This window comes from Streptomyces sp. NPDC001407 (assembly GCF_042895325.1).
Taxonomy (GTDB): domain Bacteria; phylum Actinomycetota; class Actinomycetes; order Streptomycetales; family Streptomycetaceae; genus Streptomyces.
The window spans coordinates 1-17,063 of the sequence record NZ_JBIAWF010000031.1; the positions used below are offsets into that span (position 1 = coordinate 1).

The 17,063-nt window shown below is 73.2% G+C and carries 14 protein-coding genes; 10 read left to right on the plus strand and 4 right to left on the minus strand.

From position 1 onward, the window contains the following. Window positions 1-142 precede the first annotated feature (142 nt). Window positions 143-1,609, minus strand: coding sequence for an aspartate ammonia-lyase (locus ACFY1P_RS31050; RefSeq protein WP_390752500.1), 1,467 nt, complete (start codon window positions 1,607-1,609; stop codon window positions 143-145). Window positions 1,610-1,660: 51 nt separating this feature from the next. Next, a complete protein-coding gene (locus ACFY1P_RS31055; RefSeq protein ID WP_390752501.1) occupies window positions 1,661-2,659 on the minus strand; it encodes an asparaginase in 999 nt (332 codons plus the stop codon). A 206-nt stretch (window positions 2,660-2,865) separates the two neighbouring features. Between ACFY1P_RS31055 and ACFY1P_RS31060 the strand changes: the two genes are divergently transcribed. Further along, a complete protein-coding gene (locus ACFY1P_RS31060; protein WP_361521534.1) occupies window positions 2,866-3,318 on the plus strand; it encodes an Lrp/AsnC family transcriptional regulator in 453 nt (150 codons plus the stop codon). 46 nt (window positions 3,319-3,364) lie between these two features. On the opposite strand, the gene ACFY1P_RS31065 is transcribed toward ACFY1P_RS31060, so the two are convergent. Next, window positions 3,365-5,719, minus strand: a complete 2,355-nt coding sequence (locus tag ACFY1P_RS31065; RefSeq protein ID WP_390752502.1) for a collagenase — start codon at window positions 5,717-5,719, stop codon at window positions 3,365-3,367. Between the two features lie 281 nt (window positions 5,720-6,000). Between ACFY1P_RS31065 and ACFY1P_RS31070 the strand changes: the two genes are divergently transcribed. From ACFY1P_RS31070 to ACFY1P_RS31110, 9 genes are all read left to right on the plus strand, one after another. Further along, a complete protein-coding gene (locus ACFY1P_RS31070; protein WP_361521529.1) occupies window positions 6,001-7,362 on the plus strand; it encodes an aminopeptidase P family protein in 1,362 nt (453 codons plus the stop codon). Window positions 7,363-7,433: 71 nt separating this feature from the next. Then, entirely contained in the window at window positions 7,434-8,582 is a 1,149-nt protein-coding gene (locus ACFY1P_RS31075) for an FAD-binding oxidoreductase (RefSeq protein WP_361521526.1), read from the plus strand. Window positions 8,583-8,638: 56 nt separating this feature from the next. After that, on the plus strand, window positions 8,639-8,953 hold the full coding sequence (locus ACFY1P_RS31080) for a (2Fe-2S)-binding protein (protein ID WP_361521523.1): 315 nt from the start codon (window positions 8,639-8,641) through the stop codon (window positions 8,951-8,953). Further along, window positions 8,934-10,370, plus strand: coding sequence for an FAD-dependent oxidoreductase (locus ACFY1P_RS31085; RefSeq protein WP_390752503.1), 1,437 nt, complete (start codon window positions 8,934-8,936; stop codon window positions 10,368-10,370). The genes ACFY1P_RS31080 and ACFY1P_RS31085 overlap by 20 nt, the downstream gene beginning before the upstream one ends. A 30-nt stretch (window positions 10,371-10,400) precedes the next feature. Next, window positions 10,401-11,309, plus strand: coding sequence for a dihydrodipicolinate synthase family protein (locus ACFY1P_RS31090; protein WP_361521518.1), 909 nt, complete (start codon window positions 10,401-10,403; stop codon window positions 11,307-11,309). A 30-nt stretch (window positions 11,310-11,339) separates the two neighbouring features. Further along, window positions 11,340-12,344: a proline racemase family protein gene (locus ACFY1P_RS31095; protein WP_361521515.1), complete on the plus strand. Its 1,005-nt coding sequence runs from the start codon at window positions 11,340-11,342 to the stop codon at window positions 12,342-12,344. Beyond that, entirely contained in the window at window positions 12,341-13,711 is a 1,371-nt protein-coding gene (locus tag ACFY1P_RS31100; RefSeq protein ID WP_390752504.1) for an aldehyde dehydrogenase family protein, read from the plus strand. Before ACFY1P_RS31095 ends, ACFY1P_RS31100 begins: the two co-directional genes overlap by 4 nt. Before the next feature lie 135 nt (window positions 13,712-13,846). Next, window positions 13,847-14,524, plus strand: coding sequence for a GntR family transcriptional regulator (locus ACFY1P_RS31105; protein ID WP_361521510.1), 678 nt, complete (start codon window positions 13,847-13,849; stop codon window positions 14,522-14,524). Between the two features lie 101 nt (window positions 14,525-14,625). Continuing rightward, window positions 14,626-15,744, plus strand: coding sequence for a M6 family metalloprotease domain-containing protein (locus tag ACFY1P_RS31110; protein WP_390752505.1), 1,119 nt, complete (start codon window positions 14,626-14,628; stop codon window positions 15,742-15,744). Window positions 15,745-15,795: 51 nt separating this feature from the next. Here ACFY1P_RS31110 and ACFY1P_RS31115 read toward each other — a convergent pair whose 3' ends face one another. Further along, window positions 15,796-16,962 (minus strand): CopD family protein, encoded by a 1,167-nt coding sequence (locus tag ACFY1P_RS31115; RefSeq protein WP_390752506.1) that lies wholly within the window; start codon window positions 16,960-16,962, stop codon window positions 15,796-15,798. Between the last annotated feature and the right edge of the window lie 101 nt (window positions 16,963-17,063).

The window sequence follows — 17,063 nt, forward strand, 5'->3', positions numbered from 1 at the left end:
TCCACGGCCGTGGTCAGCTGGCTGACCGCGGTCCCGCTCGCGGGGACCTCCAGCCGGACCGTCATCGAGTACGAGACGCTTGGCGCCGTTGCCATCGGGATGGTACTTCCTTCTGCTTCGGGTGGTGGTGTCGGAACGGGGTTCAGGACGCGGTGGCTGCCCGCACGTGCGGGCGGGCGAGGCTGTCCGGGTGGAGGATCTCGCGGAGCCGCTCCGGGGTGAGCAGGCCCTTGGCCAGGACGAGGTCCTGCACCGAGGCACCGGTGGTCAGTGCCTCCTGGGCGACGGCGGTGGCCTGTTCGTAGCCGATGTGCGGGTTGAGCGCGGTGGCCAGGCCGATCGACTGGCCGATGAGCCGCGCCAGGTGCTCGCGGTTGGCGGTGATGCCGTCGACGCACCGCTCGGCCAGCGTCAGGCAGCCGGCCCGCAGGTGGGTGAGGCTCTTGAGCAGGCTGTGCGCGATGACCGGTTCGAAGGCGTTGAGCTGGAGCTGGCCGGCCTCGGCGGCGAAGGTGACGGTCACGTCGTTGCCGATGACCTCGAAGGCGATCTGGTTGACCACCTCGGGGATCACCGGGTTCACCTTGCCGGGCATGATGCTCGAACCCGCCTGCACGGGCGGCAGGTTGATCTCCGCCAGTCCGGCGCGGGGGCCGCACGAGAGCAGGCGCAGGTCGTTGCAGGTCTTGGAGAGCTTGACGGCGATCCGCTTGAGCACGCCGGAGAGCTGGACGAACGCGCCCACGTCCTGGGTGGCCTCGACGAGGTCGCCGGCCACGGTGAGCGGTATGCCGGTGATGGCACCCAGGTGCGCGCAGGCCACCTCGGCGTACCGCGGGTGGGAGTTGAGGCCGGTGCCGATGGCGGTGCCGCCGAGGTTGATCTCGCGCAGCAGGGTACGGGCCTCGTCCAGGCGCGCCCGGTCCTCGGCCAGCATGACGGCGTAGGCGGCGAACTCCTGGCCGAGCGTCATGGGCACCGCGTCCTGGAGCTGGGTGCGGCCCATCTTGAGGACGTCGGCGAACTCCTCGGCCTTGGCCGCGAACGCCTGCCGCAGCACCTCCATGGCGTCCAGCAGGCGGTCGGCGGCGAACTGGAGGGAGAGGCCGACGGCGGTGGGGTAGACGTCGTTGGTGCTCTGCCCGGCGTTGACGTCCTCCAGCGGGTGGAGGTGGCGGTAGTCGCCCTTCTCGTGGCCGAGGAGTTCGAGCGCCCGGTTGGCGACGACCTCGTTGGCGTTCATGTTGGTGGACGTCCCCGCGCCGCCCTGGATGACGTCGACGACGAACTGGTCGTGGAGCCGCCCGGCGCGGATCTCCTCGCAGGCCCGCACGATGGCGTCCGCCTTGCGTCCGTCGAGCAGCCCGAGGTCGTGGTTGGCCTGGGCTGCGGCCTGCTTGACGCAGGCCAGGGCGATGACGAGGTCGGGGGAGGCGCCGATCGGGGTGCCGGTGACGGGGAAGTTCTCCACGGCCCGCAGGGTGTGGACGCCGTAGTACGCCGCCGCGGGGACGTCCCTGTCGCCGAGCAGGTCGTGCTCGGTGCGGAACTCGGGGCTGGACTCGGAGCGGCTGAGGGGCGAGGCGGGGGCGGGAACGGGTGCCGACATGGGGATCCGATCAGGTGTGCGTGGGGGAGGAGGGGGAGAGAGGGGAGGGCGTCAGGCCTGGGCGGCGGCCACGGGGGTGCCGAGCACATGCCGCAGTGTGCGGAGGCGCTCCGCCGGGTCGGTGGAGGCGAGGGCCGCGGCGAGCACGGCGATCCGTGCCTGGCCGCCGCGCAGGGTGCCGGTCAGCACCGCTCCGGCGGCGGCGAGGTCCACCGCGCCGCCGTGGGTGTAGATCTCCGCGACCGGCCCGATGGGCACGCGCGTGGTCACGGCGACGAGCACGCCGCGGGCGACCGCCGCCTCGACGGCGGCGCTGATCTCCGGGGTGGCGTTGCCCGCTCCCGTGGCCACCAGCACGATGCCCTGGGCGCCCGCCCGGACGGCGGTGTCGAGGAAGAGTGTGTCCGCGTCGCAGTGGTGCATGACGACGTCGATCCGGGGCAGCGGCTCCTCGGCCGGCGGCAGGGGGAGCGGCGCCGGGCGCTCGGGGCGCCGGTGGACGACGACCCCGTCGGCTGCCACGTCCGCGACCCGGCTGCCGGAGGGGTCGGCGAAGGCGTCGGCCGCCAGCGTGCGCACCTTCACCGTGCCGCGCGCGGCGTGCACCTGGCCGTCGAAGACTATGAGGACACCGAGGCCGCGCACCGAGGCCGCCGTCAGCAGCGCGTCGTGGAGATTGCGCGGCCCGTCGCCGTCCGGGTCCTCAAGCGGGCGCTGGGCGCCGGTGAAGACCACCGGACGGGGGTCGTCGTGGTGGAGGTCGAGCAGGAAGGCGGTCTCCTCCAGCGTGTCCGTGCCGTGCGTGACGACGATCCCGTCCACACCGGGGTCGGCCAGCACCTCGCGCACGGTGCGCAGCAGCGTCAGCTGGTGGGCGGTGGTGAGCCGGGCGCTGTTCACGCTCATCAGGTCGACGACCCGTACGGACACGCCCTCGGGCACGGCGGCCGTGGCCAGCACGTCCGCGCCACCGGCCTCGGCGGCGAAACCGGATCCCTGCCAGCGGCTGGCGATCGTCCCGCCCGTGCTGATGACGACGACCTGTCCCATGTCTGCCCGCTCCCTCTGCCGAAGATCACTGCCGCGCGGTGGCGTGCGGCACGGCGGATGCCTGCCGTGGGTGGTCCACCGCGGTCACGCCCTCGTACGCCGGTTCGGGTGGCGCTCGGGGCGGCAGCAACCATAGGACGAATCGCGCGCAATCGGGTCGCCAAATCGGGCAGGCCGGCCGGGAAGGCGTGGTGGATAATTGCGCCGTGGACGAGATTGACAGAAATATCTTGCGCGAGCTCCAGGACGACGGCCGGCTGACCATCCAGGAGCTGGCCCAGCGGGTGGGCCTCACGTCCTCCCCGTGCATGCGCCGCGTCCGTCAGCTCGAACAGGACGGGGTCATCCGGGGCTACCGCGCGGTCATCGACCCCGAAGCCGTCGGGAGGAGCTTCGAGGTTCTCGTCTCCGTCGAGGTCAGGCGCGACCGGGAGGCGGTCGAGGCGTTCGAGGCGGCACTCCAGGACATCCCCGACGTCATCGAGGCGTACCGCCTCTTCGGCAGCCCCGGCTGTCTGCTGCGCATCGCGGTCGCCGACATCACCGCCTACGAGCGGCTGTGGATCGAGCGGCTCACCACGCTGTCCGGCATCACCGAGGTCAACTCGCAGATCATCATGAAGCGGATCAAGGAACCGCGGGGCCTGCCGGTCGACTGAGCCCCGCGACCGCCCTGGTGGGGAGAGTCGCGGGGCCCGGAAGGCGTCAGCCGCGCAGCGGGCCCTCGCAGCTGTAGTCCGCCGTCCCCGCGGGGCGGTCGGACCAGAGGTCGACCTTGCCGAAGGAGCAGTTCATGTCGGCGAGGTTGTCCGAGCCCGCCTTGGCGCGGTCGAGGAGGAAGTAGTCGACCGTCCGGGACATGTCCTTGAAGACCAGGTCGGCGTTGCCGGGGCTGCTCAGGTTCGCGGTGACGCGGCCCGTGCAGACGAACCGGGGGCGGTCGGGCGACCCGGCGGCCGAGCAGTCGGGTGTCGCGCCGGTGGCCCCGGCGAAGGAGGAGCGGACCTCGGCGGCGGAGGCGTCCTGGAGCTCGTCCACCGGCGTGAAGCTGGTGCTCGGTACGTACAGGTCCTTGACCTTGGCGATCTGCTGGTCCAGGAAGGCGTCGTACGCGCTCTGGAGGCCCGCGTCGCGGCCCATGCGGTCGCGCCAGGCGTCGAAGCCGGCCGGGTCGTTCGCCCGCTCGTAGCCGTACATCTCGCGCAGCAGGGAGGGGTGCTCGGCCCAGAGGAACTCGAAGAACGTGCCCGCGTAGGAGTAGAAGCGGAAGCCGTCCCTTTCGTACTGCGCGTGCAGCAGCTGGTCCACCGTCATGCGCGGCTTGCCGCCGGCCGTGTCGCTGATGATGCTCTGCACCAGCGACTTGCGGACCTTGATGCCTTCGTCGCGGGTGGAGCCGTCGAAGAACTCCGCCGTCCCCTCGTCCATCGCCGTGGTGCGGTCCCCCTGGAACCAGGGGCCCTCGCCGAACAGGCCGGGCACCGCCCAGCGGCCGTTGAGGTAGTGGGTGTACTCGTGGCGGAACAGCTCCTCCAGCGTGAGCGTGGAGTCCTGCGGGACGCGGCGCTGGTAGGTGTAGAAGGTGGCGCCTTTCTCGATGTAGACGCCGCCGTTGTTGGTGGCCATGCCCGTCAGCAGCGGGTGGTAGACCTCGTAGTCCGCTCGCGAGGCGTACAGCACGATGTTCAGCGTGGTGTTGGTGTCGTCCGCCAGCGGCCGATCGGTGCCCAGCACGCGGAAGAACTGCGCCTTGACCTGCTTGCTCGCGTAGTAGAGCTGGTCGACGGTGGCCCGGTCCAGCGCGGTGCGCACCTTGATGCCGCCGTTGTCGTACGTATAGGTGTGGGGGAAGAGGCGGCGCTCGATGTCCTCCTTGCACACCCCGTACTGCTGACAGGCGCCGAACTCGTTGAGCCAGGTGACGACCTTCGCCCACGGCTCGCTGCCCTCGCCGAAGTTGTGGGCCGTGGTGGTCAGCAGCCCGCCGAGGTCGCCGGTGATCTCGGCCTTCAGGGCGTCGATCTGGCCCATGCGTCCGTATTCGCCCACCGCGTCGCGGACCACCCAGGCGTTGGCCGTCCCCTTGAGGTGGGTGTAGCCGGCGAACGCCTTGAAGGCGTCCCGGTAGGAGGCGTCGGCGGTGACGGCCGCGCGGAAGGCGTCGTCGTGGTTGCCGGGGTAGACGCCGAGGTAGTTCAGGGTCAGCGCGGCGAGCGCGGCACCGCCCCAGGAGGTGTCCGTGGCCGTCGCCGGGTGTGTGGCGTCCATCGTCGCGAGAACCCGCTTGACCAGCGGCAGTTGGTGCTGGCGCAGGCCCGGCGCGCTGCCCGCGTCCAGGGCCTCGCGCAGTGTCTCCGCGTTGGTGCGGGTGGCGTCGAAGGTGTGGGCCGCCGTGCCGAAGCCGTCGATGGCGCGGCGCATGGCCTCGACGGTCGGCGCGTCGGTGATGTCGATCTCGTCGTGCGAGAAGTCCTGGTAGGCCACCGCGTGGAGATAGGTGAACATCTCCAGCAGGTGGCTGCCGTTCTTCCCGTCGTGCGCGGCGGCGAGGCTCTCGATCCGCCGGGAGACTGCCTGGACGTGTGCTCTCGACATGATCGGGACCAGCCGCTGGTCCCACGTCCACAGCACGGTCCGCAGGCAGCTGTCGGCGGTGACGGCCGGGTCGGCGAGGAAGTCGGCGAACTGTTCGGGGGCGAGCCCGGTGATGCCGTCGAGCGTGCACGGCACGGCGGTGCCGCCGAGCCTGGCGGCGGGGGCTGTGCCCTTGGTGCCCTTCGTGGTCTTCGGCTTGTCCGTACGGGGGCCGGCCACGCGACCGCCGGTCAGGCCGCCCGGCGCGGTGGGGGACTCGATCGCGGGCCGCGGGGCCTTCGCGAGCCGGGTGACCTCGTCGAAGGGGTTCGGCGTGGGGGTGTCCGGCCGTGCGGTCGGCGCCGCGGCGGTGGATCCGGCGGACCTGGGGGAGTCCGCGTGGCCCGGCTGTACGACGGTGGCGCAGAGCGCCGTGGCTATGGCGGCGGTCAGCAGGGAGGCGCGCAGGGATCTGGAGCGATACACCGAGGACTCCTGGGTGTGGGAGGTGTTGGGGTAGCGCGCACGTGGAGGCGGTGCGCGTGTGGAGCGGTGGCGTGAGCGGTGCGTCAACTGCCGTCCGGCAGGCGGCTCGTGGGGGCCGCTCCCGTGCCACGTGATGTGTAACGTAGTAATGTGAAATGTTACTGACAACCCTTCAGGCGTCATGGATTGCGTGAGACGTGAAGTGGAGGGGAGCCCTCCTGATCGTCGGCGGCTGAGGGGCTGTCGTCCCCGCGTCCACCCGAACCCGAGGAGGAAGTACCGTGAGAGAACCCGCTGTCCGGACGGTGAGTCATGACCTGCCGGTGTCGACGGAGCTCCAGGAGTTCATGGCGGGCGGCTGGGCCGCGACACCGCTGTCCGGCGACATCCGGCTGCCGGTCGCGGACCTCGCCGCCGCGCGCAGGGCAAGGCTTTCAACGCGCTTCCCCGGCGAACGCCTGGTCGTGCCCGCGGGCGAGCTCACGGTCCGCTCCAACGACTGCGACCACCGCTTCCGCCCCCACAGCGCGTACGCCTGGCTCACCGGGCTGACCGGCGAGGAACAGGCCGGTCACGTGCTGGTCCTGGAGCCGGACGGCCCGCACCGGCACGAGGCCGTGCTGTACGTCCGGCCGCGTTCCCCGCGGGAGGAAGAGGAGTTCTACCGCGACCGGCGCTACGGCGAGTTCTGGGTCGGCAGGCGCCCCGACCTCGCCGAGGCCGAGCGCGTCACCGGTATGCGCTGCGCGCACATCGGCACCCTCGGCCGGACGCCGCCCGGCCGCGACGCCTCCCGCGACCCCGCACTCGCCGCCGCGCTCAGCGAGCTGCGCCTGGTCAAGGACGCCTGGGAGGTCGAGCAGCTGCAACTGGCGGTGGACCACACCGCCACCGGCTTCGAGGACGTCGTACGGGCGCTGCCGCGCGCCCTGGCGCACCCGCGCGGCGAGCGCTGGATCGAGGGCGTCTTCGGCCTGCGCGCCCGCGCGGAGGGCAACGGCACCGGCTACGAGACCATCGCCGCCTCCGGGGCGCACGCCTGCGTCCTGCACTGGATCCGCAACGACGGCCGCCTCGACCCCCGCGAACTCCTCCTGCTGGACGCCGGAGTGGAGACGGACACCCTCTACACCGCCGACATCACCCGCACCCTCCCGCTGTCGGGCCGCTTCTCGCCCGTCCAGCGGCAGGTCTACGAACTCGTCCTCGCCGCCCAGGAAGCGGGCATGGCCGCGCTCAAGCCCGGAGCGAGCTTCCGCGACTTCCACCGGGCCGGCATGCGGGTCATCGCCGAAGGGCTCACCGAATGGGGCGTCCTCAAGGGCGCCGAGGGGGAACTCCACCGCCGGTACACCCTGTGCAGCAGCGGCCACATGCTCGGCCTCGACGTCCACGACTGCGCCCAGGCGCGGGCGGACACCTACCTCGACGGTGTCCTGGAGGAGGGGCACGTGCTCACCGTGGAGCCCGGCCTCTACCTCCAGCCCGACGATGAGACGCTGCCGCCCGAACTCCGCGGCATCGGCGTGCGGATCGAGGACGACCTGGTCATCACGGCCGGCGGGGCACGCCTGCTGTCAGGGGCCCTGCCGCGCACACCCGACGCGGTCGAGGCGTGGATGGGCGAACTCCTCGCCGGATAGCGGGACATGGGGGAGAGGCGAGTCCGGGGCAGGCTCTTGGCAGACGTAGTGCAATGTGAAATATTACTGACGTGCCCTTGAGTAACCCCACGGACGTCATCGTCGTCGGAGCGGGCGTGACAGGCGCTGCCTGCGCCTACTACGCCGCCCGCTCCGGCCTCTCCGTCACCGTGCTCGACCGCGGCCCCGTCGCCGGCGGCACCACCGGTGCCGGCGAGGGAAACCTCCTGGTCTCCGACAAGGAACCCGGCCCGGAGCTCGAACTCGCCCTGCTCTCCACCCGGTTGTGGCGGGAGCTGGCCCAGTGCCTCCCGGTGGGCGTCGAGTACGAGGCCAAGGGCGGCCTCGTCGTCGCCTCCGACACCACCGGCACGGCCGCGCTGCGGAAGCTCGCCGAGGCCCAGACCGGGGCCGGCGTCATCGCCGAGGAGGTCGCGCCCGACAGGCTGCACGACCTGGAGCCGCACCTCGCCCCCGGGCTCGGCGGCGGCTTCCACTATCCGCAGGACGCCCAGGTCCAGCCCGCCCTCGCCGCCGCCCACCTGCTGCGCGCCTCGGGGGCCCGGCTGCGCACCGGCGAGGAGGTCACCGCCGTCCTCACCGGCGCACACGGAAGAGTGCGGGGCGTGCGTACCGCGACCGGGGAACTGCACGCCCCGCACGTGGTCAACGCGGCCGGCACCTGGGGCGGCGAGGTGGCCCGGCTCGCCGGCAGCCACCTGCCCGTGCTGCCCCGCCGCGGCTTCGTGCTCGTCACCGAACCCCTGCCACGCCTCGTGCGGCACAAGGTCTACGCCGCCGACTACGTCACGGACGTCGCCAGCGACTCGGCGGCACTGCAGACCTCCGCGGTCGTCGAGGGCACACCCGCCGGGCCGGTCCTCATCGGCGCCAGCCGCGAGCGGGTCGGCTTCGACCGCACCCTGTCGGTGGACGCCATCCGCCGCCTCGCCACCCAGGCCACGGCACTCTTCCCGGTGCTGGCCGGCATGCGCGTCATGCGCACGTACGCCGGATTCCGCCCCTATCTGCCCGACCACCTGCCCGCCATCGGCCCCGACCCCCGCGTCCCCGGACTGCTGCACGCCTGCGGGCACGAGGGCGCGGGCATCGGGCTCGCCCCGGCCACCGGCCTCCTCATCGCCCGGCTCCTCACGGGGGACGAACCTCCGCTCGACGCGGGCCCGTTCCACCCGGGCCGCTTCACCCCGGCGGCCTGAACCCCCGCCCCGGCCCGCCGCCCCCTTCCCGCCGCTCACCGTAAGGAGACCCGCAAGTGGCCCGTACCCCCGCCGGCCTGGTCAGGGCGGAGCCCGGCCCGCCCTTCGAGATCACCTTCGACGGCCGTACGGTCAGCGCCCTGCCCGGCCAGTCCGTCGCCGCCGCACTGTGGGGCGCCGGCATCCTCGCCTGGCGCACCACCCGGCACGGCGGCCGCCCGCGCGGCGCGTTCTGCGGCATCGGCCAGTGCTACGACTGCCTCGCCACCGTCAACGGAGAACCCAACCGCCGGGCCTGCCTGATACCCGCCCGGCCCGGGGACACGATCACCACCCAGGAGGGACACGGCCATGCCGGCCTCGCCGTCTGAGAGCTACGACCTCGCGGTGATCGGCGCCGGACCCGCCGGCCTCGCCGGAGCCGCCACCGCCCGCGAACTCGGCCTGACCGTCGCCCTCCTGGACGCCACCGGACAGACCGGCGGCCAGTTCTTCCGCCACCCCGCCCCCGGGCTCGGCGCCGGCCGGCCGCAGGCCCTGCACCACGACTGGGCCGCCTTCGCCGAACTGCGCCGCCGCCTCCAAGCGAGCGGCGTCACCCACCTCGCCCACCACCACGTATGGGCCCTCACCCGGCAGGACGGCCACGCGTGGACCGCGCACGCCCTCACCGGCGCCGACGGCGGGACCCCGGCCCGCGTCCGGGCCCGCGCGGTCCTCCTCGCCACCGGCGCGTACGAGCGGCAACTGCCCTTCCCCGGCTGGACCCTGCCCGGTGTCGTCGGCGCCGGCGGCGCCCAGGCCATGCTCAAGTCCGGGCTCGTCCTGCCCGGAGCACGGATCGTCGTCGCCGGGAGCGGGCCGCTCCTGCTCGCCGTCGCCTCCTCGCTCGCGGCCGCGGGCGCCCACGTCCCCGCTGTGGTCGAGGCATCCGGCTACACCGGCTACGCACGCCACCCGCTCACCCTCGCCGCCAACCCGCACAAGCTCCTCGAAGCCACCGTGCACGGCTCGGCCCTGCTGCGCCACCGCGTCCCGCTGCACACCCGCCACGCGGTCACCGAGGTGCACGGCACCGACCGCGTCGAAGCCGTCACCGTCTCCCGGCTCGACCGCGACTGGCGCCCCCTGTCCGGCACCGGCCGCCGCGTCGCCTGTGACGCCCTCGCCGTCGGACACGGCCTCATGCCCCAGACCGAGCTCGCCACCGGCCTCGGCTGCGCCACCCGGCGCACGCCCGACGGAACGCACGCCCTCGCCCTGGACGACCTCCAGGAGACCTCGGTGCCCGGCCTGTGGGCCGCGGGCGAGCCCGGCGGCACCGGCGGCTGGCAACTGGCCCGCACCGAGGGCGAACTGGCCGGCATCGCCGTGGCCGCCCGGCTGCGCGCCCTGCCCGCCCTCACCACCAGCCGGCGCGTCCGGGACCTCGCCCGGCGCCGCGACCGGATGCGCGCCTTCGCCGACGCCATGGCCTCCGCACACGCCCCCGGCCCCGGCTGGACCGGCTGGCTCACCGACGACACCGAGGTGTGCCGCTGCGAGGAGGTGACCGCGGGCACCGTCCGCGAGGCCGTCACCGGCCTCGGCGCCCGGGACACCCGGACCGTCAAGCTCCTCACCCGGGCCGGCATGGGCTGGTGCCAGGGCCGGATGTGCGGGGCGGCAGTGGCCTGCCTGGCGGCCGCCGGTACGGCGCAGGGGACCGTACCGTCGGCCGCCGACCGCCGCCCCCTCGCCGTTCCTGTCCCCCTCGGGGCCCTGGGCGATCCTGCCGCAGGCTCCTGAACCGCCATTCCGTAAGAAAGGGTTTCCACCATGACCACCCACTCCTGGACCACCGACCGGCCCTGGCGCGGCATCATGGCCGCCACCACGCTCCCGCTCCGCGCGGACCTCTCCGTCGATCACGACGCCTACGCCGAGCACGTCCGCCGGCTCCTCGGCAACGGCTGCGACGGCGTCGTCCCCAACGGCTCCCTCGGCGAATACCAGACCCTCACCGCGGAGGAGCGCGCCCGGCTGGTGCGCACCGCCGTCGAGGCGGCCGGAGACGGGGCGCGGGTGATGCCCGGCGTCTCCGCCTACGGCAGCGCCGAGGCCCGCCGCTGGGCCGAGCAGGCCGCCGAGGCCGGCTGCGGCTCCGTCCTGCTGCTGCCGCCCAACGCCTACCGCGCCGACGAGCGGTCGGTCCGCGCCCACTACGCCGAGGTCGCGCGGGCCGGGATACCCGTCGTCGCCTACAACAACCCTTTCGACACCAAGGTCGACCTGACCCCCGGCCTGCTGGCCCGCTTGCACGCCGACGGCAGCATCGTGGCCGTCAAGGAATTCAGCGGCGACGTCCGCCGCGCCTACGAACTGGCCGAACTCGCCCCCGAACTCGACCTGCTGGCCGGCGCCGACGACGTCCTCCTGGAACTCGCCGCCGCCGGTGCCGTCGGCTGGGTCGCGGGCTACCCCAACGCCTTCCCTGCCACCTGCGCCGAGCTCTACCACGCGGCCGTGGCCGGGGACCTGGAGACGGCACTGCCCCTCTACCGCTCCCTGCACCCCCTGCTGCGCTGGGACTCCAAGACCGAGTTCGTGCAGGCCATCAAGCTCTCCCTGGACATCGTCGGCCGGCACGGCGGACCCACCCGCCCCCCGCGCCTTCCGCTCACGGGCGAGACCGAGGCCGCCGTGCGCGCCGCCACCGAGAAGGCCGTCGCCGACGGACACCACTGACCACTCCACGGCACCGCCGAAAGGACGCCCGTGCGCACCCGTCATGTCTTCCACGCCGTCGACTCGCACACCGAGGGCATGCCCACCCGCGTCATCACCGGCGGCGTCGGCGTGATCCCCGGCGCCACCATGGCCGAACGCCGGCTCCACTTCACCGAGCACCTGGACCACCTCCGCACCCTCCTGATGTACGAGCCGCGCGGCCACGCCTCCATGAGCGGCGCCGTCCTCCAGCCCCCCACCCGGCCCGACGCCGACTACGGCGTCCTCTACATCGAGGTCTCCGGACTGCTGCCCATGTGCGGGCACGGCACCATCGGCGTCGCGACCGTCCTCGTGGAGACCGGCATGGTGCCGGTCACCGAACCCGTCACCACCGTGCGCCTCGACACCCCGGCCGGCCTGATCGCCGTCGACGTACAGGTCGAGGACGGGGCGGCCAGGTCCGTCACGCTCACCAACGTGCCCGCCTTCTGCGCGGCCCTCGACCGCAAGACCGACGTCCCCGGCCACGGCACGGTCACCTACGACCTGGCCTTCGGCGGAAACTTCTACGCCTTCGTCGAACTCGACGCGCTGGGACTGCCCTTCGACCGGGCCCGCAAGGACGACCTGCTCGCCGCCGGACTCGCCGTCATGGACGCGATCAACGCCTCGCCCGACCGGCCGGTCCACCCCGAACACCCCGAGATCAGCGGACTCAAGCACGTCTATCTCGCCGCCCCCGGCTCCGACGCCCACCACTCGCGGCACGCCATGGCCATCCACCCCGGCTGGTTCGACCGCTCGCCGTGCGGCACGGGCACCTCCGCCCGCATGGCCCAGCTGCACGCCCGCGGCGCGCTCCCGCTCGGCCGCGACTTCGTCAACGAGTCCTTCATCGGCACCCGGTTCACCGGCCGCCTGGTGGGGGAGACGCGGGTCGGCGGCATCCCGGCGGTCGTGCCCACCGTCACCGGACGCGCCTGGATCACCGGCACCGCGCAGTTCTTCCTCGACCCGGACGACCCCTTCCCCGGAGGCTTCCTCCTGTGACCGCCGACCCGACCCCCCTCCTCTCACACAACCCGGCCGACCCCCGCGACATCGTCACCGAGGTGCCCGCACCGGGCGCCGCGGCCGCCGTCGAATCCGTGGAACGCGCCCGCGCCGCCCAGCCCGGCTGGCTGCTCGCCGGCGCCGCCGCCCGCTCCTCGGCACTCTCCGCCGTCGCCACGGCCGTAGAGGCCGCCGCCGGGGAACTCGCCGCCCTGGCCGTACGCGAGGTCGGCAAACCCCTCGCCGAGGCACGGGCCGAGGTCGCCCGCACAGCCGCGATCTGGCGCTACTACGCCCAGGCGCCCTACGAACCGGCCGGCGCCGTCCACGAGACGGCGGGCGGCCCCGGACTGCTGCTCACCCGTCGCCGCCCCTACGGTGCCGCCGGCCTGATCACCCCCTGGAACTTCCCCTTCGCCATCCCGTCCTGGAAGGCCGCGCCCGCGCTCGCCGTCGGCAACACGGTCGTCCTCAAACCCGCGCCCGAGGCCACCGCGTGCGCCCGGCGGCTGGCAGAGATCGTCCAACAGGCCGTGCCCGCCGATGTGTTCACGCTCGTGACCGGCGGTGCGACCGAGGGCAACGCCGTCCTCACGGCGGCCGACGTCGTCTCCTTCACCGGCTCCACCGCCGTCGGCGGCGCCGTCACCCGCGCCGCCACCGCCCGGGGCATCCCGGTCCAGGCCGAGACGGGCGGGCTCAACGCGGCGATCGTCCTGCCCGATGCCGACATCGAGCGGGCCGCGGCCCACATCGCCGCGGCCGTCGCCGGATACGCCGGGCAGAAGTGCACCGCCACCAGCCGCGTGATCGCCGTCGGCGCGGCGCTGGGCCCCCTGCGCGAGGCCCTCGCCGAGGCACTGCGCGCCCTGCCCGTCGGCGACCCCGCCGACCCGGCCACCGTGTGCGGGCCCCTCGTCTCGGGCCGGGCCCGCGACCGGTTCGACGAGGCCCTGAGCGGCGCGTCCGTCCTCGCCGCGGGCACGGCCCCGGAGGGCCCCGGGTGGTACGCGGCCCCCACCGTGGTCGAAAAGGTGCCCGGCAACCACCAGTTGCTCACTGAGGAGGTCTTCGCCCCCGTCGCCGCCCTGCTGCCCGCGGACGACCTGCCGCACGCCGTGCGGATCAGCAACGCGGCCCCGTACGGCCTGGTCACCTCCGTCCACACCGCCGCACTGGAGGCGGCGCTGCACGGCCTCGACCGGCTCGACACCGGAATGATCCGCGTCAACGCCCCGTCCACCGGCGTCGACTTCCACCTGCCCTTCGGCGGAACGAAGGCGTCCGGCCACGGACCACGCGAACAGGGCCGCGCGGCACTGGACTTCTACACCTCCAGCCGGACGTACACCCTGGCTCCCTGAGAACGATGTGACATTGTACGCTCGTTGGACCGTCCAGGTACGGACCAGCCGGGCAGCGTTGCCGCGACCGTGCCGAGGACGCGGCGGCCCGCGAAAAAGGCCGCCGCACCGCGACGACAAGGACACGGGGAGATCATGGGCCACCTCAAGCAGCGCAACCTCATCACCGCCACCGAGCGGCTGCGCGACCAGGTCGCCCATGCCCTGCGGGCCGCCCTCATCTCCGGCGAACTGCGCCCCGGCGAGGTCTACTCCGCACCGCAGCTCGCGGAGGACTTCGGCATCTCGGCGACCCCGGTGCGCGAAGCCATGCTCGACCTCGCCCGCGAGGGGCTGGTCGAGCCCGTCCGCAACAAGGGATTCCGGGTGACCGAGGTCAACGAGCGCGACCTGGACCAGTACACCGAAATCCGCACCCTCATCGAGGTCCCCACCACCGGCCGCGTCACGCGCACCGCCACCCGGGAGGACCTCGAAGCACTCCGCCCGGTCGCCGAGGAGATCGTGCGCGCCGCGCGCGAGCACGACCTCATCGGCTATCTCGAGGCCGACCGGCAGTTCCACCTCACCCTGCTGGCACTCTCCGGCAACGAACGCCTCGTGGAGACCGTCGGCGACCTGCGCAAGCGCTCGCGCCTGTACGGCCTGACCGCCCTCGACCGGCGCGGCGAACTCATCCCCTCCGCCGAGGAACACCTGGAGATCCTGGACCTGATGCTCGCGGGCGACGCCGAGGGCGCCGAGAAGTGCATGGCCCGTCACCTCGGCCACGTGCGCTCCCTGTGGGCGAAGGGCGGCGAGAGGGAGTCATGACAGTCCTGGAACAGCGCGCCGGGCGGCCGGGCACACCGGCCCGTCCGACGGGCACGGCCGCCGCGCACCTCACCGGGCGGCCTCCCGGAAGAAGGAGAGACATGCGCACTCTTTCCCTGGTGACCGCGGCCCTCGTGGGCTGCCTGACGCTTCCCACGACGGCGACAGCGGCACCCGCCCCCGCCGCCCCGGGCGCTGACTGCGCCCTCAAGGGCACCACCGGCTGGACGGACGAGGGCCACGACACCGACCCCGTCCGCTTCCAGCACGCCGTCGGCACGCACCGCGTCCTGACCCTCTTCGTCGACTTCCCCGACGCCCCCGCCACCGGCCCCACGGACCCCTACGCCGCCCAGCTCGCGCCCGCGGCCGGCTGGTTGCGCACGGCATCCTACGGAGAGGCGCGCCTGGACATCACGCCGCTGCACCGCTGGATCAGGATGCCCGCGGCCTCCACGTCCTACGGCTTCCGGCGCGGCCTGACCTTCGAGGCCCACGAGCGGTACCTCCGCGACGCGGTCGCGGCCGCCGATCCGTACGCGTACTTCTCCCGCTACGACATGGTGTACGTCGTCCCGACCAGAGAAGCGGCCGCCATCTCCTTCTCCCCGACCTACCTCTTCGACCCCGCCACGCCCGGCGTCACCGCCGACGGACGGCGCGTCCGATGGGCCGTCACCTTCGGGCAGGACATGTGGCGCTGGGGGCCGAAGGTCGCCGACCACGAGAGTGGCCACACCTTCGGCCTGCCCGACCTGTACGCCTTCACCGGCGAGACCCACCGCTTCGTCGGCGGCTGGGACCTCATGGGCAACATCGCGGGCGAGGCCCCGCAGTACCTCGGCTGGCACTCCTGGAAGCTCGGCTGGACCCACGACGACCAGGTCGCCTGTCTCGCCACGCCCGGCCGGCGCACGGTACGGCTGGCCCCGGTCGAGCGGCCGGGCGGCACCAAGATCGCGGTGGTCCGCACCGGCCCGACGACGGCCTACGTCGCGGAGTCCCGCCGTTCCGAGGGCAACGACAAGGGCACGCCCTCGACCGGCGTGCTGGTCTACAAGGTCGACTCCGCCGTCCCTACCGGCGAGGGCCCGGTCCGGGTCGTGAGGACCTACGGCCCCGGCGAGTCCTTCACGGATCCGGCCGCCGGAGTCCGTATCGACGTCCTCACGTCGGACCACGCGGGAGACGTGATACGCCTTCGGGCGACCCGGCCCTGACCTCGGGCCGCGGTGCCCTCCGGCGAGCCGTGTCCGAGCCCACGGCTCGCGTCAGGACGCGGCCGGTGCCTCACGCCGGGAGAGCGCGTCGGAAACCCGGACCGTGACGTAGAGCGAAGCCGCGAGGGTGAGGGTCAGCGCGGCACCCGTGGCGAAGATGCTTCCGCTCGGGAGGGGAGGCGGGCTGCCGGCCTCGGAGCGGGCGGAACCGGTGAGGAAGGGGACCACGGCCAGCACGGCGACCGCGAGGGCGACCTCGGCCCAGACCACCTTCGGGAAGTGACGCAGCGTCAGGTGCAGCAGGGAGGACGTGGCGTCGGCGCGCCGGGCCCGGGCGATGCGGGGCATCAGCCAGAACTGGTTGACGGCCCCGGCCGCGACCATGGCGAGGACCAGCGCGATCTTCAGGAGGAGGAAGAGTCCGAAGGTGGTCGTCCACAGCTGGCCGAGGGAGCCGACGCGCTTCCAGCTCATCCACAGTCCGGAGACCAGCACGGCGGCGACACAGACGAGCGCGACGAAGCCGAAGCGACGCCACAGGTCCGCCCACAGCACGCCGGCGCTCTCGCTCAGCCGGGCGCGGGCGCCGGCGAGGACGGCGAGCAGGGCCAGACCGCCGGTCCACACCGTCCCGCTGATGATGTGGACCTGGCCGAAGACGAGGTCGAGGACCTTGTCCGCGTCCTTGGGTGCCACGGCCGGTATCGCCGAGACGAGCGACACCGCGAGCGACAGGGGGAGGGCGGTCAGGGCGAGCGCGTCGAGGTGTCGGCGCGCCCGCGGGACGAACAGCGCCATCAGCGCGGCCGATGCCAGGAGCAGCACGGCGTTCTGCACCAGATAGACCGTGCCCTGGGCCACCCAGGCCCCCTTCGCCGCCGGTGCCCGGAGGAAGTCCCCTATGCGCCCCGGCGCGAGGGCGTCACCGAACGGCATGCCCTTGCCGGCCCGGGCCACGCGGGCGGCGAGCTGGAAGTAGCCGGACACGAGCAGGGCGACCCCGGCCCAGGCGAGAGCGCCGGCCGTCCGGCGGCGCATGACGGCGGCATCACCGCGCCCGCACTCCGGTGCGCCGAGCGCGGGGCGGACCGCTGCCGCGTACGTCACCGTGGCGCCGACAGCCGCGGACAGGCCGAGGAAATAGCCCGATTTGGTGAGGATCCTCCAGAGCGGAGGCATGGTGTAGCCGGCCGAGGCGGCCAGATGAGCGAGGGTCATGAAGGTAAGGCTAGCCTAAGCTTACCGAGGGTTCGGCCGAAGGGGCGCCTTGGTGGGTGCGTGGCATATGCAAGTTTCTGCTTCGGCGGCTTCCCAATTCC